The organism is Micromonospora siamensis, from assembly GCF_900090305.1.
GTDB classification, from domain to species: Bacteria; Actinomycetota; Actinomycetes; order Mycobacteriales; family Micromonosporaceae; genus Micromonospora; species Micromonospora siamensis.
In genome coordinates this window covers 5,097,034-5,115,718 of the sequence record NZ_LT607751.1, presented here as the reverse complement: position 1 = coordinate 5,115,718, position 18,685 = coordinate 5,097,034, and the positions used below count along the sequence as shown (strand labels likewise).

At 76.5% G+C, this 18,685-nt stretch carries 13 protein-coding genes; 5 read left to right on the top strand and 8 right to left on the bottom strand.

Annotation, left to right across the window (positions count from 1 at the left end; genetic code table 11):
- Positions 1-18: 18 nt before the first annotated feature.
- From GA0074704_RS23185 to GA0074704_RS23170, 4 genes are all read right to left on the bottom strand, one after another.
- A complete protein-coding gene (locus GA0074704_RS23185; protein WP_088972451.1) occupies positions 19-1,314 on the bottom strand; it encodes a DUF2314 domain-containing protein in 1,296 nt (431 codons plus the stop codon).
- A gap of 63 nt (positions 1,315-1,377) precedes the next feature.
- Positions 1,378-2,151, bottom strand: a complete 774-nt coding sequence (locus tag GA0074704_RS23180; RefSeq protein WP_088972450.1) for an adenosylcobinamide-GDP ribazoletransferase — start codon at positions 2,149-2,151, stop codon at positions 1,378-1,380.
- On the bottom strand, positions 2,141-4,189 hold the full coding sequence (locus GA0074704_RS23175) for a bifunctional adenosylcobinamide kinase/adenosylcobinamide-phosphate guanylyltransferase (RefSeq protein WP_088972449.1): 2,049 nt from the start codon (positions 4,187-4,189) through the stop codon (positions 2,141-2,143). Before GA0074704_RS23175 ends, GA0074704_RS23180 begins: the two co-directional genes overlap by 11 nt.
- Positions 4,190-4,294: 105 nt before the next feature.
- Complete coding sequence (locus GA0074704_RS23170; protein WP_231926656.1) at positions 4,295-6,040, bottom strand: serine/threonine-protein kinase; 1,746 nt, start codon at positions 6,038-6,040, stop codon at positions 4,295-4,297.
- A 124-nt stretch (positions 6,041-6,164) separates the two neighbouring features.
- On the opposite strand from GA0074704_RS23170, the gene GA0074704_RS23165 reads away from it, so the two are divergent.
- Together GA0074704_RS23165 and GA0074704_RS23160 are read left to right on the top strand one after the other, a co-directional pair.
- Positions 6,165-6,365, top strand: coding sequence for a hypothetical protein (locus GA0074704_RS23165; RefSeq protein WP_088972448.1), 201 nt, complete (start codon positions 6,165-6,167; stop codon positions 6,363-6,365).
- Positions 6,365-7,159, top strand: a complete 795-nt coding sequence (locus tag GA0074704_RS23160) for a site-2 protease family protein (protein ID WP_088972447.1) — start codon at positions 6,365-6,367, stop codon at positions 7,157-7,159. Before GA0074704_RS23165 ends, GA0074704_RS23160 begins: the two co-directional genes overlap by 1 nt.
- A 54-nt stretch (positions 7,160-7,213) precedes the next feature.
- On the opposite strand, the gene GA0074704_RS23155 is transcribed toward GA0074704_RS23160, so the two are convergent.
- Both GA0074704_RS23155 and GA0074704_RS29540 read right to left on the bottom strand, forming a co-directional pair.
- Positions 7,214-8,212 carry an aldo/keto reductase family protein gene (locus tag GA0074704_RS23155; protein ID WP_088972446.1) on the bottom strand — a complete coding sequence of 333 codons (999 nt, stop codon included), beginning with the start codon at positions 8,210-8,212 and terminating at the stop codon, positions 7,214-7,216.
- A 64-nt stretch (positions 8,213-8,276) separates the two neighbouring features.
- The gene (locus GA0074704_RS29540; protein WP_269458907.1) at positions 8,277-13,634 is read right to left on the bottom strand and encodes a WG repeat-containing protein; all 5,358 of its coding nucleotides are present in this window, start codon (positions 13,632-13,634) and stop codon (positions 8,277-8,279) included.
- 186 nt (positions 13,635-13,820) lie between these two features.
- Between GA0074704_RS29540 and GA0074704_RS23145 the strand changes: the two genes are divergently transcribed.
- Genes GA0074704_RS23145 through GA0074704_RS23135 form a run of 3 tightly spaced genes read left to right on the top strand, consistent with a single transcriptional unit; the run spans position 13,821 to position 16,487 of the window.
- Positions 13,821-14,672, top strand: a complete 852-nt coding sequence (locus tag GA0074704_RS23145; protein WP_088973910.1) for an ABC transporter permease — start codon at positions 13,821-13,823, stop codon at positions 14,670-14,672.
- The gene (locus GA0074704_RS23140; RefSeq protein ID WP_377470689.1) at positions 14,665-15,510 is read left to right on the top strand and encodes an ABC transporter permease; all 846 of its coding nucleotides are present in this window, start codon (positions 14,665-14,667) and stop codon (positions 15,508-15,510) included. Before GA0074704_RS23145 ends, GA0074704_RS23140 begins: the two co-directional genes overlap by 8 nt.
- Entirely contained in the window at positions 15,507-16,487 is a 981-nt protein-coding gene (locus tag GA0074704_RS23135) for an ABC transporter ATP-binding protein (protein WP_088972445.1), read from the top strand. The genes GA0074704_RS23140 and GA0074704_RS23135 overlap by 4 nt, the downstream gene beginning before the upstream one ends.
- A gap of 60 nt (positions 16,488-16,547) precedes the next feature.
- On the opposite strand, the gene GA0074704_RS23130 is transcribed toward GA0074704_RS23135, so the two are convergent.
- Positions 16,548-17,183: a DUF3043 domain-containing protein gene (locus GA0074704_RS23130; protein WP_088972444.1), complete on the bottom strand. Its 636-nt coding sequence runs from the start codon at positions 17,181-17,183 to the stop codon at positions 16,548-16,550.
- A 33-nt stretch (positions 17,184-17,216) separates the two neighbouring features.
- On the bottom strand, positions 17,217-18,572 hold the full coding sequence (murA, locus tag GA0074704_RS23125; protein WP_088972443.1) for a UDP-N-acetylglucosamine 1-carboxyvinyltransferase: 1,356 nt from the start codon (positions 18,570-18,572) through the stop codon (positions 17,217-17,219).
- Positions 18,573-18,685: the final 113 nt, after the last annotated feature.

Sequence of the window (18,685 nt, the reverse complement as noted above, 5' to 3'; positions counted from 1 at the left end):
CGGTCCCGCGGGCCGGGATCAGTGCGAGGGGTGGGGGCGTTCCCCGGCGTCCAGGACGGCCTGGGTCCAGCCCCCCTCCACGACGCCGGTGCCGTCCAGCACCGCCCAGTCGACGACGTCGGTGGCCTCCACCACCACCGGGGAGCCGATCCGCACGGTCGGGTCGGTGTTGGCGTCGCTGGCGCTGGCGCCGACGATCCGCTCCGGCGCCTCCCAGGAGGTCACCGCGGCCCAGACGTACTCCGGGCCCTCGTCGCCCGGCAGGCCGTACTTCACCACCAGCTGGGACTCCGCCGGCAGGGCGGCGGCCAGGAACCGGGCCCGCACGTCGCCGAGGCCGGCCCGGGCGGTGGCGATCGCCTCCGACATCGCGTCGCCGGTGCGGGCGTAGCGCACGTCGGGCTGGATGCCGGTGAAGAGGGTGGCGCAGGCGGTGGCGAAGTACCGGCCGGCGGGGCCCGGGTGCCCGGGCGGCGGTCGCAGGCTGAGGAACGAGTCGGCCTCCGGGTCGGTGGCCGGGTCCAGCTCCAGGGCGAGCAGCACCGGCGCGGTCGCCCCGTGCTGCTCCGGGTTGCCGTACGCCACCGCGATGTCGTGCCCGGTCACCGTGGCCAGCACCGGCAGCTGCACGAACGCCGGCACCTCCTCGCCGGAGAGCCCGTCGGTCCAGGTACGCAGCAGCCGGCGGGCCGCCCCGGTCATCACCGCGCCCCACGCCCGGGTCAGGTGGTCGGGCACCCCCTGCGCCTGCAACTCCAGCAGGCCGAAGCGGCGCAGCCCCTTGGTGGTGAACCAGAGCCCCTCGGCGTCCGACGAGTACGGCACCAGCACCCAGTCGACCAGCCGGATCCGGCCCTCGGAGTCGGGCAGCGAGCGCAGCGCGGTGGCCGGGTCGAGGAACTGGAGGGCGAAGACGTCGACCACGTCCCCGTCGACGGTCTCGGCGACCGCGGCGGCCACCGCCCGGGCCGCCCACTCGTGCGCCGGGGGCCAGCCCGGCCGGTACTCCGCCTGCACCACCACCAGGTGGGTGGCCGCGGCGAGCCGGGCCAGCTGCTCCTCGGTGGCCCCGAACGCGGTGAGCAGGTCCGGCGGGAGCGCGGGGAACTCGGCGATCGGGCGGGTGTCCACCGTCATCAGCGGGCTGTCCAGCATCTGCTTGGCCAGCCCGAACACCGGCTCGGCCAGCCGCCCGGCCAGGGCCTGCACCGCCGTGCGCGCGCTGACCCGGGGCAGCCCGGTCATCGGCACCAGGTAGGTCGCGCTGAGCGACTCCGGCACCGGTACGGGCAGGAAGTCGTCCGTGATGAGCATGGTCGTCCCCCATGTCGTGCGGTGCCGTCGTCGCAAGACGCTACCCGGCGTCGCGTACCCGGCTCAGCCGGACAGCACCAGTCCCAGGTAGGTCAGTGTGGTGACCACCTCCACGACGGCGCCGAGCACGTCGCCGGTGACGCCGCCGAAGCGGCGTACCAGGTGGCGCAGCAGCCCCACCGCGACGGCGAGCGACACCAGCACGGCGACCGGCCCCTGCCACGGGCGGTCCGGCACCGCGCCGGCCGCCACCGCCGCCACGGCCACCGCGCCCACGACGGGCGCGACCGGGCCGACCGTGCCGGCGACCAGCGCGCCCAGCCCGTCCGGCCGGGCCGCCGGCACCCCGCGCCGGCAGGCCAGGGTGACCCCCAGCCGGCCGGCAGCGGTCGCCGCGACCACCGCCGCGAGCGCCGCCGGCCAGGACCGTCCGGCCAGCTCCGCGAGCGTTGCGGCCTGCACCAGGAGTACGACCACCAGCGCGGCCACCCCGAACGGGCCCACGTCCGGCTTCTTCATGATCTCCAGTGCCGCCGCGCCCCGCCGGTACGACCCCAGCGCGTCCACGGTGTCGGCCAGCCCGTCGAGGTGCAGCCCGCGGGTGAGCAGGGCGGCGCAGCCGAGCGTCACCCCGGCGGCGACCAGCGGAGGGGCCAGCGCCGCCACGCCCAGCAGCACCCCGGCGAGCACCGCGCCGAGCAGCGCCCCGACGGCCGGGGCGAGGGCCATCGCCGTGCCCGCCGCCGCCCGGTCGATCCGGCCGGCGCGTACCGGGGCGATGGTGAACGTGGTGACCGCGAGCCGCAGCCCGTCGCCGGGGCGGGACTCAGCCGGCACGCCGGCCGGACGGGTCCGGCTCCTGCCCGGCCGGCACGGCGGCCCGGTCCGGGTCGTCGGCGTCGGTGGATCCGGTGTCGGTGGCCCGGGTGCTGGTGGGCCCGGGGCCGACCGGCTCCGGCTCGGTGAAGTCCGGTTCCGGCTCGGTGCGCTCCGGCTCCGGGGCGGTGGTGGCCGGGCCCGGGCCGGCCGGTTCCGGCTCGGTGAACTCGTCGTCGTCCGGTACGGGCACCGGCGCGGTGAGGTCGCCCCAGGTCGGCGCCACGGACTCCTCCCCGCCGCCGAGCGACGGGTGCACGGGCAGCGCGGCGGCCAGCGCCAGCACCGAGCGCAGCAGCGGCAGCGCGGCCAGCGCGTTGGCCCCCTCGCCCAGGTCGAGCCGCAGGTCGAGCAGGGGCTCCAGGCCCAGCACGTCGGCGGCCAGCCGGACGGCGGGGTGCCCGCCGTGGTCGGCGAGCAGGCACCAGTGCCGGGCCTGGCCGGCCAGGTCGCGGCTGACGATGCCGGCGGCGACGCCGACCGGGCCGTCGAGCATCACCGGGACCCGCCGGGCGGCCGCGCCGAGCAGCACGCCGGTGGCCACCGCGATGTCGCCGCCACCCAGCTCGGCCAGCACGTCCTTGGCCCCCCGCGGCGAGCGCCGGGTGCGTTGCAGGGCGTCGCGGACCGCGGCGCAGCGCCGCATCCAGGCCGCGTCGTCGTACTCGCCGGACTCGGTGACCACCCGGCCCAGCACGGTGGGCGGCTCGGCGCCGGCCGTCGCGGCCAGCACCGCCGCCGCGGCGGCCTCGGTGCCGGCGCCGCAGGACCCCAGCACCAGCAGGCGTACGCCCGCGTCGGCGGCCTCCTCGGCGAGCTGCCAGCCCTGCCGCAGGGCCGCGTCGACCTCGTCCGGGCGCAGCGCCGGGCCGTCCTCCACCGGAGCGGCGTCGGGCGTACGGACCACCTGCACGTCGGCGCGGGACTCGGTGGCGAGCCGGGCCAGCGCTCCCCGGCCGGCCCGGGCCTGGTCGGCGCGGCGGTCGGACTCGCCGGGCACGGTGCCGGCGGCGGCGCCGCCCGCGTGGTCGCCGTGCAGCAGCACCACCCGCACCCGGTCCCAGGCGGTCGGGGTGGGGGTGCCCTGGGTGGCGGCGGCGAAGCCGACCAGCCGGTCCAGCGCGCCGAGCCCGGCACCCGGCACGTCCAGGGTGGCCAGCCGGTCGACGGCCTGCGGCCCGGCGTACTCGTCGGGCATGGGCAGGTCCATGCCGGGCTGGATGACCAGGCCGGTGGCGACCATCGGCAGCGTCATGGTGGGCGCCGCCCAGGCCACCGGATGCTCCTGCGCGGGGGGCGCCGGCTGCGGGGCGACGGTGCCGTTCGGGACGGGCGCGGCGGCCGGCGCGGGGACGGCGGAGGTGGGCGCCGCGGCGGCCGGAGCGGGGACGGCGCTGGTGGGCAGGGCGGCGCCGCTCGCGGGGTGGGGCGCCGCCGTCGTGGGCGCGGTAGCGGCGGGCTTCAGCCAGCACGCCTGGCCGGCGACGACCAGGACGACCGCGTCGCAGGCGTCCGCGACGGCCCGGTTCGCCGCCCCCAGCGCGTCGGTGAAGGCCCGACCCAGCGGGGTGGTGGGCACCAGGGAGAGCCCGACCTCGGGGCTCACCAGCACCACCCGGGCCGGCGTCTCCCGCAGCGCGGTGGACAGCTCGGCGATGGTGGCCACGTCGTCGGCCGGCTGGTGCGCCGGGTCCAGCAGCACGGTGACCCAGCCGCCGAGGTCGTCGACGAGCAGCGTCTCGTTGGGCTCGGCGGAGGCGATCACGTCGGCCAGCCGGCGCGGGTCCCCGGCGGTCTCCTCGGTGGTCCAGCTCCCCGGCCGGCGGTCCCGGTGCGCGGCCAGTCGGGCCGCCCACTCCTGGTCCTCCGGATCGGCGTCGGCGGCGGTCGCGACGTACCGGACCGCCGGGGCGTCGGCCACCAGGGACTCGGCGAATTCGGACTTGCCGGACCGGATACCGCCGAGCACCAGGACCGTGTTCCACCCGTCAACGGACATGCCCGTACCTTAAAGCCGCGCGGCGGGGTGCCGCCCGCCGGCCCGGGCCCCGGCCCACCGTGCTCCGGGCGTCGGCGGACCGCCCCGGTACGCCTGACCGCGCGCTCAGCCGCAGTGCTCGAACGGGCTGTCGTAGGCGACGTCGCCGACCGAACCGCCCCAGCGCACGCACTCCCCGGCGGCGTCGGCCCGCACCGGCCCGGCGTAGTACGCGAACGCGCCCCGGTCCGTGCTGCGGCTGCCACCCTGCACCTCCAGCCAGGCCGAGGCGGCGGTGGCGGTGCCGACGTCCGACGACTTCAGGGTGACCGTGCAGTTGGTGCCGCTGCCCGCGGCGTACAGCAGGTAGACCGTGCCCTGCCGGGCGCCCGCCGCGACCAGGTCCGCCGAGTCGATCACCTGGTAGCCCGCGCCGCACGCCTGCTCGGCCGTGTACGGGTTGGGCCGGTCGCCGCCGGCGCTCGGGCTGGCGGGGCCGGTGGTCGGCCCGGTCGCCGGGGCGCTCGTCGCCGGCGCGGTGGTCGGGGCGGCGGTGGTCGGGGCGGTGCCGCTCGGCCGGGCCGGCACGCCGGTCGTGGCCGGGTCCGTCGTGGCCGACCGGGACGGGCGGGCGCTCGCCGAGGCGGCCGGCCGGCCGGTGCCGGCCGACGTCGGTCGCGCCTTCGTCGGCCCGCCGCCAGTACGGGTCGGTGCGGCGGTCAGCGACCCGCCGGTCAGCGCGGCCGCCTTGTCACCCGGATCGTCGGGGCGCAGCACGGCCACCAGCGCCACCAGGGCGATCAGCACGACCCCCGCCGCGCCGGCCAGCGCCAACCGTCGCGTCCGCCCGGGCCGGGGCCGCTCCACCGTCGGCCCGGCGGTCGGCGGCTCGCCGCCCGGCCGGGGCGCGGCCGGGTGCTCGGCGGGCGGACGCGGCGGGATTCCCGGCGCGGCCGGGTGCTCGGCGGCGGCCGGGCGCTCGGCGGCGGCCGGGCCGGGGACCGCCCACGGCGGGCGGGGCGGCAAGGGCAGCACCGCGAGGGTGGCGTCCCGGGCGTCCTGCGCCGCGTCGGCCAAGGCCGCGGCGCTGGAGTGCCGGTCCGCGGGGCGCTTCGCCAGCGCCCGCCGCACCACGTCGACCACCGCCGGCGGGGTGTCGCCGGGCAGCGGCGGCGGCTCGTCCTGCGCGTGCCGCATCGCCACCGCCAGCGGGTTGTCGCCCTCGAAGGGCGGCCGGCCGGCCAGGCAGTAGTACGCCACCGCGCCGAGGGCGTAGACGTCGGTGACCGGGGAGACCGGCCGGCCATCGGCCTGCTCCGGCGACATGTAGGAGGCGGTGCCGAGGACCATGTGGGCGGCGGTGAGCCCGGCCATCGCGGTGGACCGGGCGATGCCGAAGTCGACAAGCACGACGCTGCCGTCCCGCTTCACCAGCAGGTTGCCCGGCTTGACGTCGCGGTGCACGATCCCCGCCGCGTGCGCGGCGTGCAGCGCCCGCGCCGCCTGGGACACCACCGACATGGTCGAGGCCGGGTCGAGGCGGCCGGCCCGGCGTACCCAGGTGGTCAGCGGCTCACCGTCGACGTACTCCATCACCAGGTAGCTGACCCGGCTGCCGTCGGCGAGCGTCGCCGAGCCGAAGTCGTGCACCGCCACGATGCCGGGGTGCCGCAGCGCGGCCAGCATCCGCGCCTCGGCGTGGAAGCGGGCGGTGAACTCCGGGTCGGCCACCAGCGACGGCAGCAGCACCTTCACCGCCACCTCGCGGCCCAGCAGCGTGTCGGTGCACCGCCAGACCGCGCCCATCCCGCCGGTGGCGATGCGTTCGCCGAGCAGGTAACGGTCGCCGAGCACCACGCCACGAGTCAGCACCGGGCCACCGTACCGACGTTGATCCACCTCCGGACGTGGTGGGCCGGGCCGTTCGGCGAGCGGCCGACTACGCTTGCGGAGGTTTTCGTCCCACGGGGACGACGGCGGCGAGGGGAGACGCGGCATGGCGTGGAGCTGGCGGTACGAGGGCACGAACGGCGAGTCGGTGGACGGGCCGGCGGAGACGTTCAGCAGCCAGGCGGACGCCGAGTCCTGGATCGGCCAGGCCTGGCGCGAGCTCGCGGCGTCCGGCGTCACCTCGGTCGCGCTCGTCGAGGACGACCGGGTCGACTACCGGATGAGCCTGCTGCCCACGGCGGAGTGATGGCGTACGACCGTCCGGGCGAGCCGCTGGTGCTCGGTGTGCCCCGGGCGGCGTTCCGGCCCAGCCCGGTCTTCCTCGCGCTGGTGGCGCTCCTGGTCACCAGCGGCGTCATGGCGTGGCACCGCTTCGGCAACGTCCGCCTCGACGTGTTCCTGTTCGTGGTCTCCGGCTGGCTGGTCTCGCTCTGCCTGCACGAGTACGCCCACGCCGTGGTCGCCTACCGGGCCGGGGACCGGGACATCGCCCACCGGGGATACCTGACGCTCAACCCGTTCAAGTACACCCACCCGCTGCTGTCCATCGCGCTGCCGGTGCTGGTGGTGCTGCTCGGCGGAATCGGGCTGCCCGGCGGCGCGGTGTGGGTGGACCGGCACGCCATCCCGGGGCGGTTGCGGCACACCCTGGTCAGCCTGGCCGGCCCCGCCACCAACGTGCTGTTCACCCTGCTGCTGGTGGCGGCGCTGCGGCTCGGCCTCGCCGGCGGGGGCGGGTCGGGGGAGTTCTGGGCCGGGCTGGCCCTGCTGGCCTTCCTCCAGCTCACCGCGAGCGTGCTGAACCTGCTGCCGGTGCCGGGCCTGGACGGCGGCAACATGATCCAGCCGTGGCTCAACCCGCAGTGGCGCCGGATGTACGACCTCTTCGCGCCGTACGGCTTCATCGTGCTCTTCGCGCTGCTGTGGAACCCGCGCATCGGCGGCGCCTTCTTCGGCGCCATCTTCACCCTCGCCGACGCGCTCGGGCTGCCGCCCGGTCTCTACCGCGACGGCCTCGACCTCATCCGCTTCTGGGAGTAGCCGGACCGGGGCCCCTGCTCGACGGATGTCCGTCAGGAAGGGGCCCCGGCGCACCTACGGGCGTTCGGCCGGGGACTCGGTCTTCGCGGCGTCGCGCTCGGTGACCGGCTCGACGATCTCGTCGATCTTCTTGAGCAGGTCGGCGTCCAGCTTCACGCCGGCGGCCTTCACGTTGTCGTGCACCTGCTCCGGGCGGGACGCGCCGACGATCGCCGAGGAGACGTTCGGGTTCTGCAGCACCCAGGCGACGGCCAGCTGCGCCATGGTCAGCCCGGCCTGCTCGGCGAGCGGCTTGAGCCGCTGCACCCGGGTCAGCACGTCGTCGTTGAGCCACTGGGCGATGAAGCCCGCGCCCGACTTCTCGTCGGTGGCCCGGGAACCGGCCGGCGGCGGCTGGCCCGGAAGGTACTTGCCGGACAGCACGCCCTGCGCCATCGGCGACCAGACGATCTGGCCGATGCCCAGCTCCTCGCTGGCCGGCACCACCTCGGTCTCGATCACCCGCCACAGCATCGAATACTGAGGTTGGTTCGACACCAGCGGGATGCGCAGCTCACGGGCCAGCTCGTGGGCCTCGCGGAGCTGCGACGCCTTCCACTCCGAGACGCCGATGTAGTGCGCCTTGCCGGAGCGCACGACGTCGGCGAAGGCCTCCATCGTCTCCTCCAGCGGCGTGCTGTAGTCGTACCGGTGGGCCTGGTAGAGGTCCACGTGGTCGGTACGCAGCCGGCGCAGCGAACCGTCGATCGACTCCATGATGTGCTTGCGGGACAGGCCGCGGTCGTTGCGGCCCGGACCGGTCGGCCAGTAGACCTTCGTGAAGATCTCGAGGCCCTCGCGCCGCTCACCCTGCAGGGCCCGGCCGAGGACGTCCTCGGCGCGGGTGCCGGCGTACACGTCGGCGGTGTCGAAGGTGGTGATCCCGGCGTCCAGCGCGGCCCGGACGCAGGCGAACGCCGCGTCCTCCTCGACCTGCGACCCGTGGGTGATCCAGTTGCCGTACGAGATCTCGCTGACCATCAGGCCCGAGCGGCCCAGGTGACGGAATTCCATGCCCCGACCCTAGTCCCGCCCGGCCGACCCCGCCGGACGGGCTCAGCGCACCGGGGTGGCCGGCTCAGAGCACCGGAGTGGCGTCGGCGAGCAGCCGGTCGATCTCCGCCAGCACCTCCGCCCGGCCCGGGTGCGCCGGGTCGATCAGCGGCTCGCCCCGCCGGTCCAGCGCGCCCCACCGGCCGCCGCCGTCGGCCACCAGGAACGCCACCGGGTGGATCAGCAGCGCCGGCCAGACCGGCTCCACCAGCACCCGGCCGGTCCGGTCCACCACGCCCCGACGGCCGTCCGACTCGACCACGGCCAGCCCCTCCTCGGTGAAGCCGTCGACGGGCCGACCGTCGGCCAGCGCGGTGACGAACCCCTGGTGCCGGGTCGGCACCACCAGCCGGCCGGCCCGGTCCACCGCGCCCCAGCCACCCCGCCGCACGGCCGCCACCCCGCCGGAGAACGGGCGTACGTCGGAGAAGCCGGGCGGGATCTGCACGATGTTGGTCGGGTCCACGGCCATCCAGTTGCCGGTGCCGTCCATCGACACCCAGGCCAGCCCCTGGGAGAACGGTCCGACCGCCCGGTAGCCGTTGTTCGACTCGATGCGTACCGCCCCGGTCTCGTCGATCAGCGCCCAGCGGGTGGCCTCGGGCCGGCGTACCCAGGCCAGGCCCTCGTGGAAGGGCCGCGCCTCGGCGTACTCGCCGGCGATCACCAACTCGCCGTCCGCGTCGGCGTACCCCCACCGCTCCCGCTGCCCGTCGAAGACCGGCACGGGGGAGCGGGAGCTGCGCAGGATCTCCTCCCGGTCCCGCGGGAACGGCCCGAAGCCCGCCGCGGCGATCCGGTCCCGGACCGCGTCCAGCCCGACCCGGACCCGGGCGACCAGCTCCTGATCGGCGTCGTGACCCAGGTCGAGGGCCCGCTCGAAGTGGTCGCACGCCTCGATGAACCGTCCCTGGTCGTAGGCGCAGCGGGCGGCGTGCTCGTGCAGGGCGGCGCGCAGCCGGCCGGGCAGCTCGGGCGAGTTCGCCTCGACGTACAGGCGGTCGGCCTCGGCGTACTCGCCCCGCCAGCGCAGCACCTGGGCCAGCCGGGCGCGGGCCAGCGCGGTCCGCCGCAACTCGCCGGTGATCTCCGCGTACGTGAGGGCCAGCCGGCCGTCGGCCAACGCGTCGTCGAGGTTGCCGAGGATCCGCGACACCACCGCCCGCAGGCTGAGCAGTCGGGCCCGCGACGGGTTGTCCAGGGCGGCGCCCAGCTTGGCGGTGAGCCGGTCACGGACCGTACGCAGCAGCTCCGGATCGCCGGGCTCCTCCCGCAGGGTCTGCGGGTCGAGGCGGAACCGGAGGCCGGCGAGCACCTGCTCGGGGTCCTGCTGCCGTACGTCGGGTCGGGGGTCGTCGGGCCGGCGCGGGTCGGGCGCGGGGCGCGTACCGCCGGACGGTTGCCGCTCGGGCGCCGGCGCCTCCTCGGCCACGGGTGGCGCCGCCGGGCGGGGAACGCCGGGCGAACCGGCGCGGGCCGGGCTGACCGCGTCCTCGGCCGGACCCGCCGAGGGTCGGTCGGCCTCGGGCGTGGCCGACCGGTCCGGCGGTGACGGGTGCCCGTTGGCCGGCCCGGGCGGCGGGATCTCCGGTGCCGGACGCGGGACAGCGGTGGCCTCGGCCGGCTGGATCTCGGTCTCCGGGCGCGGTGCGACCGGCTCGGGGCGGCCCGCCGCCGGGGACGGCACGTCGACGCCTTCGGTGGCCCGTACGGCCGGCGGCGCATCGTCACTCGGCGCGGGGGCACCGGCCGGGGCGTTCGAGTCCGGGCCGGCCGGACGGGGTTCGTCGGCGTGGGCGGTGTCGTCGCCGGGCTGGTCCGGTCCGGCCGGCTCTTCGCCGGTGCCCGGCGGCAGGTCGGCCGGCTGCCCGCCGACGGTCGCCCCGCCGGCCGTTGCGTCGGCCGTGTCGTCGGGGCCGCCCGGGTACGGGCCGGTGGTGCGGGCCGGCTCGGGTCCGGACGCGCCGGCGACGGTGGAGGCGGGGCCCGCCGGCGGGGCGGAGTCGGCGACGGGCGGGGCCGGTGTCGGGGCGGCGGGCGTCGGGCGGCGCGGTCGGAACCAGGCGCCGGCGTCGTCGTCCTCCGCGGGCGGGGCGGGCCAGGCCGCCGGAGAGTCCGACACCACCTGCTGCGGCATGGTCGTGACGGTGCCGGGGGCGGCCGGGGCGGCCCCTGGGGTGGTGACGGCGCCGGAGGGCGTCGGGTCGGGTTCGGGTGTGGTGGTGGGGGTCGCCGTCTCGGGTTCGGGGGTGGTGGTGGCGGAGTTCTCCGTCACGGGTCCGGTGGCGGTCGTGACGGTGTCGGAGGGTGCCGGGACGGCGCCGGGTGCGGCGGGGGAGTCGGTCCGCTCGCCCGCCGGGTCGGTGCGGCGGCTGTCCGGCTCGCTCGGCCGGGACGGCTCCGCCGGAGCGGTCGACGGGAGCGGCCTGCTCGCCGGGGGCGGCGTGGCATCGGTGGGCACCGGCCCGTCGGGGTGACCTCCCCGGTGGTCGGGGGACGTCGGCGGGACGTCGTCCGGCGCGGTCGTGGTGGGCGGCGCCGTGTCGGTGGGACCGTTCGCCGGCTCCACGGGGGCCGTGGTGCCGCCTCTGTCGGCCTGTCGGGCGACGGCGGGAGCGTCCTGTCCCGCCGAGGTGGTCGGTACGCCCACCGGCTCCGACCCGGCCTCCGGCTGGTCAGGCGTGGACGGCCCGGTCGCCGGCTGTGGATCCGCCGACGCCTCGACGGGCGAACCGGTCACCTGGTCGGGACGGGCGGGCGGGGTGGCCGGCGACGGCGGTCGCAGCGACGGGTCGAGGCGTGGCGACACGCCCGCGTACGGCGATGCTCCCGCGTACGGTGCCGGCCCCGGGTAGGGCCCGGCGTCCGTCGTGGCCGGTGGCCCGGCCTGCGGTGACGGGTCGGGGTAGGCCGGTGGCCCGGAGACCGGTACGACCGGCGTGACGCTGGGCACCGGCGTCGGCGCGGCGGTCGGACCGGCCGGCGGAACCGGCGCTGCAGGCCGCGGGTCGTCGGTTTCGGACGGTCCCCGGCCAGCGGACGCCGCCTCGGCCTCGACCGGCGGCTGGGCGTCGGCCGGTGTGGGCGAGATCGTCGAGTCGGGGGCGGGCGTCGAGTCGGAAGTGGACGTCGGGCCGGAGGTGGACGTCGGGCCGGAGGTGGCCGGCGCCGGGGCATGGGCCCAGGCGGAGGTGACCGCCGCGTCGGAGTCGGCCCGTGCCGGGAGGTCGGCCGGTGCCGGGAGGTCGGCCGGTGTCGGCGTGGTCGCTTCCACCGTGGGCCCGGTCGGGGCGGCGTCCGGGCCGGGCCGGTCGTCCGCGCCTGGACCGGGCTCGGGCGCGGGCAGGAACTCGACCCGCAGCCGGGCCGCGGGCGGTCCCTGGTCCTCCGGTGGGGTCCCACCTCGCGGCGGCTGGGCGGAGGGCTCACCCACCCGGTCGGACGGCCGCTGCGGAGCGACCGCCGCCGAGCCGGGCCCGCCGGAGACCGGCGCCCCGGAGACCGGCGCCCTGGAGACCGGCGCCCCGGACACGGGTGCGCCGGACACAGGAACGCCGGGCACGGGTGCCGCGGACACGGGTGCGCCGGACACGGGTGCGCCGGATACGGGTGCGCCGGACACAGGAACGCCGGACACGGGTGCCGCGGACACGGGTGCGCCGGACACGGGTGCGCCGGACACAGGAACGCCGGCTACGGGTGCGCCGGATACGGGTGCGCCGGACGTCGGGACACCCGACACCGGAGCGCCCGAGACCGGGAACGGGGGCGCGGAGGTGGGGCGTACCGGCGGGACGTCGGCGAACTGCTCGGCCCGGGAGCGGCCGCTGGCGCCGTACGGGCCGGGCACCGGCGGTTGCTGATCCGGGTGGACGGGCCCACGTGGACCGACCCCGGTTCGCTGGTCGGGGCGAGGCCGACCGTCGGACCCGGGCCCGGCGGCGTGCTCCACCGGTCGGGCCGGCCGGTGCGTCTCCGGCCGGGCCTCCTCGGGACGCCGCTGCTCGGACCGACGCTCCTCGGCCCAGCGCTGGTCGGGCCGCTGCTGTTCGGGTCGACGCTCCTCGGCCCAGCGCTCGTCGGGACGCCGCTGGTCCGGGTGGGGACGGCCCGCCCCGGCGCCCGGATGCTGCGCCGCCGGCGGGTAGCCGGGCGCTGGTCCGGGCCGGGACCGGGGGTACTCCGGCTCGGGGCGCGGTCGGGCTCCGGCCTGGTCGGGCCGGTACCGGCCGCGATCGTCGGCGGGCTGTTCCACCGGCCGGGTGTCCGGGGCGTACCCGGGGCGGTCCATCGGTGGGCGGCCACCCGGCGTGAGCGGTGGGCGCCCGTCGGTGGGGCGCGGCTCGGGACCGCGACGGTCGTCGACCCGCCGCTCGTCGGTCGGGTGGCGGCTGTCGTCCGGCGGGGCCGCGGATCCGGTGCGGCCCCGCTCCCAGCCGGGGGCCGGCCACTCGCCGGGCCGGCGCGGTCCCGGCGCGCCACGGTCCCCGGTCCCGGGCTGCCCCGGGCCGGGCCGCCCGCCGTTGTCGTACGGACGTCCGGGGCGGATCGGGCCCGGCTCCGGCCAGCGCAGCCCACCGTCCCGCTCGGGGGCCGGACGGCCGTCGGCCGGGCGGGGCTGCTGTCGGTCCCACCCGTCGGCCCGGCCGGCGGTGCCGTCCGGGGCGTACTCCGGGCGGGCCGGTCGGTCGTGGTTGCGCGGGTGCCGGGCGGCCTCCTCCGGCTCGGGCAGCCAGCCCGGCTCGCCCCGGAGCGGCCCGGGCGCGGCCGGGTGTCCGGCGGTCTCGGGACGGGCCCAGTGCCCGGCCGCGGGACGGTCCCGGCGCGGGTCGGACTCCCGGCCGCCGTGCCAGCCGGCGGCCCGGTCCCGGTCCACCGTCCACTCCGGTCCGTGCTGCTCGGGCCGGGCGTGGTCCGCGCGTCGGCCGGTGAACTGGTCTCCCGGCTGCGGTTGCCCGGGGTCGGCGGCACGCCGGTCCGTCCAGCCGCGTCGCCCGTCCGGCTCGGCGTGCTGGTCGGTCCGGTCCCGTCGCCGGTCGAGGGTCGGCCGGCCGTCCCCTGTGCCGCGGCGCTCCGCCGTCGGGTGCGGCGCCTCGGCGGAACGCGCCGAGCGGCGTTCGTCCCAGCTGCGCCGCCCGTCGGGAGCGGCGCGGCGCTCGTCGGTCACCGGGCCGCCGGGGTACGCGTCACCGGCGGCGGGGCTCACCGGCTGCACCTCGGCCCGACCGACGACGGCGCGGGCCCGGGCGGCTGCCGGAGGTGCGGGACGGGCGCCGATGTCGCCCGGATAGCGCTGCCCGGGGAACTGCGGCTGCCACTCGTGGGTCGGCTCCTCCGCCCAGGAAGGGCCGCCCAGGTCGCGCCAGCGGTCGTAGCCGCTCATCGGGAAACCTCGCCGGCTGTGGCGGCGCTCGGTCCTGGTCGCCGGCTCACGACCGAACCTGTAGCCGGCTCGCGTCGCTCGCTCACGGCGGTGTCACCTCGTTGGAAATTGTCGCGCCCCGGCACCGGGACCGGCGGTAGAGTCGCTCGTTCCGGCCGGGTCTGGCTGCGGATGGAGGGTAACGGCGTGGGTTCCTTCACCGCCACTGTGGCGCGACCCACGGGCACAAACGTTATCCTATGGATTCGGACATTCTGCGCAATAGCCGGGTCCGGCTTTCGCCGCTACGCCACCTACCGGCAGGCGGCGGTGGCGGGAGTGGTCACCAACACCGTCTTCGGCTTCCTCCACTGCTACGTCTTCCTCGCGGTGGCCGGACCCGGCGGGACCGCCGCCGGGTACACCCGGGAACAGCTGGCCACCTTCGTCTGGGCCGGTCAGGGCCTGTTCGCGATGATCCTGCTCGGTTTCTGGTCGGATGTGGCGGACCGGATCCGCACCGGGGAGATCGCCGCCGATCTGCTCCGCCCGATCAACCCGGTGACCAGTTACCTCGCCACCGACCTGGGCCGGGCCGGCTGGGCCGCGGTTTCCCGCGCGGTGCCGCCGGTCCTGGTCGGATCACTGGTCTTCAGCGTCCACCTGCCCGGACGGGCGGCCACCGTGCCTCTGTTCGGCTGCTCGGTGGTGATCGCCGTGGTGCTCTGCTTCGGCTGCCGGTACCTGGTCAACACCACCGCGTACTGGCTGCACGACGTGCGCGGCCCGATGATCCTCTGGACGTTCGCCTCGGGGGTGCTCTCCGGGCTCTACTTCCCGTTGCGCTTCCTCCCGGACGCGGTGCTGCGTCCGCTGTGGGTCGCCACCCCGTTCCCGAGCCTGTTCCAGACGCCGCTGGACGTGCTGGTCGAGCGGGATCCACTCCCGACGCAACTCGGCCTGGTCGCGGTGCAGGCCGGCTGGGCGGTGGCGGTCCTGGCGCTGTGCCGGGTGGTGCAGCGCCGGGCCGAACGGCGGATGGTGGTGCAGGGTGGCTGAGCCGGTGCTCGGGACCGTCCCACGCCCCGAACCGCGACTGGGACGGCTCGCCGCGTACCGCGCGCTGCTGGGCGCGCAGGCCCGGTCGCAGGCCACATACCGGATCTCGTTCGTGGTGGACCTGGTGGGCAACGTCGGGGCGACCCTGTTCGACCTGGTCACGGTGCTGGTGATCTTCGGGGTGGCCCGGGATGTGGGTGGGTTCACCCTGCGCGAGGCGCTGGTGATGGTCGGCCTGTCGGCCTTCGCCTTCGCCGCCGCCGACCTGCTGGTCGGCAACGTCGAGCGGCTGCCCCGGTACGTGCGTACCGGCCTGTTCGACGCGGTGCTGGTCCGACCGCTGGGCGCGCTGCCGCAGCTGCTGCTGATGGACCTGCCGGTGCGCAAGGTGTCCCGGGTGCTGTTCGGGCTGGCGGTGCTGGTCGTCGCCGTCGGCTCGGCCGGGATCGACTGGACGCCCGCCCGGCTGGCGTTGGTGGTCGTCGCCCCGCTGGCCGGGGTCGTGTTCTTCGGCTCGATCTTCGTCGCCACGGCGACGGTCTCGTTCCACTGGATCGACTCCGGCGAGCTGGCCAACTCCCTCACCTACGGTGGCAAGGACTTCACCACCTATCCGGTCACCGTCTACGGCGGCTGGTTCCGGGCGCTCTTCGCGTACGGGATGGGGTTCGCCTTCGTCAGTTACCACCCGGCGCTGGCGCTGCTCGGCCGGGCCGACCCGCTCGGCCTGCCGGCCTGGGCCGGCTGGGCTGCGCCCGGCGTGGCGCTGGTCGCCGCCGCCGGCGCGGCCGCGGCCTGGCGCGCCGGGATCCGCCACTACCGGAGTACGGGGTCATGAACGTGATCGAGATGGCCGGACTGCGCAAGGAGTTCACGGTCCGGGTGAAGGCGGGCCGGCTGCGCCGCACGAAGCGGACCGTCACCGCCGTGGACGGCATCGACCTGCGGGTCGAGCGGGGCGAGATGCTCGGCTACATCGGCCCCAACGGCGCGGGCAAGTCCACCACCCTGAAGATGCTGACCGGGGTGCTGACCCCGTCGGCGGGGGAGGTACGCGTCTGCGGGCTGCGCCCGGTGCCGGACCGGACCCGGCTGGCGCTGCGGATCGGGGTGGTCTTCGGGCAGCGCTCGCAGCTCTGGTGGGACCTGCCGTTGCGGGACTCGTTCGACCTGCTCCGGCACGTCTACCGGGTGCCGGCCGCCGAGCACGCCGCCCGGCTGCGCCGCTGCCGCGACCTGCTCGACCTCGACGGCTTCCTGGACGTCCCGGTCCGGCAGCTGTCGCTCGGCCAGCGGATGCGCGGCGAGCTGACCGCCGCCCTGCTGCACGGCCCCGAGGTGCTCTTCCTGGACGAGCCGACCATCGGGTTGGACGTGGTCAGCAGGCAGGCCGTCCGGGACTTCCTCGCCGAGCTGGGCCGCGCCGGTGACACCACCCTGGTGCTCACCACCCACGACCTGGCCGACATCGAGCGGCTCTGCCACCGGCTGGTGGTGATCGACCACGGGCGGGTGGTGCACGACGGCTCGATCGCCGAGCTGCACCGCCGGTACGGCTCCCGCCGGCTGGTCGTCGCCGAGCTGGACGCCGCCCTGGCCGAGGCGCCGGCGCCGCCCGGCGCGCCGCTGGTCGGCGTGGAGGCCGACGGCCGCCGCCTGGTGTACGCGCTGGAGTCCGCCGGGGTGGCGGAGGTGGTGACGGCGCTGGCCGGGCTGGCCGCCCTGCGGGACATCTCGATCGAGGAACCGCGGATCGACGACGTGGTCACCCGGCTCTACCGGGCCCCGGTCCCCGAGGCCCGGACCGGCGGCTGAGTCGCCAACGAACGCGGCCCCCGCCCGCGGTACGGGCAGGGGCCGGCGGAGCCGAACGGGTCAGATCTTGTCGCCGATGGCGACCTGCGGGGCGGGCGCGCGCATCCGGCGGAAGGTGATCGACCGCATGATCGCGTACAGGTAGAGCGAACCCATCCGCTCACCGCTGCGCGGGAACCGCTCCCGGACCAGCTTGCCGATCTTGCGGCAGATCAGGATCGAGTCGACCACCAGGCCGAGCGCCAGCGCGCCCCACACGATGTTGGAGACCAGCCGGACGACCGCCGGCATCGCCTGGTTGGAACCGATCAGCACGATCAGCGCGCCGCCGAAGAACCAGGTGCCGACCGTACGCCGGGAGTCGACGACGTCCCGGGCCAGCCGGCGCTCGGGGCCCCGGTCACGCGGGCCGCCCTCCCGCCGGAACTCGGCGGCGGCCTCGGCGCGGGCCTTGCGGCGCTGCTCCCGGGCCTCCTCCTTGGTCAGCGGCCGTGCGGGCGCGGTCGGACGCCGCCCGGCGCCGGGGCGCTTCGGCGTCTCCCGGCCCTTGGCGGGCGTGTAGCCCCGGGTACGGGCGGCGGACGCCTCGTCGGTGGTCACCGGGGTGACGGGTTCCTCGACGAGGTCGGCTGACTTGCGGCGAAACAGCGACGGCACGCCGGCAAGGGTAGCCAACCAGCCGCGCCCGGTGCACATCGCGGGTGCACCGGGCGCAGGGACGGTGTGAGCTTACGGACGCTCGACGTGCGCGCCGAGGTCGGCGAGCTTCTTCTCGAAGTCCTCGTAGCCCCGGTTGATCAGGTCGACGCCGTACACCCGGGAGGTGCCCTCGGCGGCCAGCGCGGCGATCAGGTGGCTGAAACCGGCCCGCAGGTCGGGGATGACCAGGTCGGCCGCGTGCAGCTTGCTCGGGCCGGCGATCACCGCGGAGTGCTTGAAGTCGCGGCGGCCGAACCGGCACGGGGTGCCGCCGAGGCAGTCCCGGTAGACCTGGATGTTGGCGCCCATCGTGTTCAGCGCCTCGGTGTAGCCCAGCCGCTGCTCGTACACCGTCTCGTGGACGATGGACAGGCCGCGGGCCTGGGTCAGGGCCACCACCAGGGGCTGCTGCCAGTCGGTCATGAAACCGGGGTGCACGTCGGTCTCCAGCGCGACCGCGTTGAGCTCGCCGCCCGGGTGCCAGAACCGGATGCCGCCCTCCTGGCCGGGACGGCCGTCGCGCGGCGGACGCAGGTCGGTCACCTCGTACTCGCCACCGACCGAGCGGAAGATGTTCAGGAAGGTCATCATGTCGGCCTGCTGCGCGTTCAGCACCTCGACGTGACCACGGGTGGCCAGCGCGGCCGCCGCCCAGCTCGCCGCCTCGATCCGGTCCGGGATCGGCCGGTGGGTGTAGCCGCTGAGCCGGGGCACGCCCTGGATCTCGATGACCCGGTCGGTGTGCACGGTGATGATCGCGCCCATCTTCTGCAGGATGCAGATCAGGTCGATGATCTCCGGCTCGACGGCGGCGTTGCGCAGCTCGGTGACGCCCTTGGCCATCACCGCGGTGAGCAGCACCTGCTCGGTGGCGCCTACGCTCGGGTACGGCAGCGAGAACTTGGTGCCGTGCAGCCCGTTCGGCGCGGTCAGGTGCAGGCCCTCGGGCGTCTTCTCGACGACCGCGCCGAACTCGCGCAGCGCCTGCATGTGGAAGTCGATCGGCCGGGGGCCGATGTGGCAGCCGCCCAGGTCCGGGATGAACGCGTGCCCGAGGCGGTGCAGCAGCGGGCCGCAGAACAGGATCGGGATCCGGCTGGAACCCGCGTGCACGTTGATCTGGTCGGTGCTGGCGCTCTCGACGTTGGCCGGGTCGAAGACCAGCTCGCCGTCCTCGTCGCCGTCGGTGACCTTGACCCCGTGCAGGCCGAGCAGGCCCCGGACCACCTCGACGTCGCGGATGCGCGGCACGTCGAACAGCCGGCTTGGGCTGTCGCCCAGCAGGGCCGCGACCATCGCCTTGGAGACCAGGTTCTTCGCGCCGCGAACCCGGATCCGCCCTTCGAGCGGGGTACCTCCGTGTACGACAAGTACGTCGTCGGTCAACGCAACCTCCAGCGCGTCGGGTGGTGCCGTGTGAGGGGTGGGGCCCGCGATCTGTATCGCTACCCGGAATGCGGCCAGGTGAAAACGGCCCGCACGTGTCGTCGCCTGAGGCA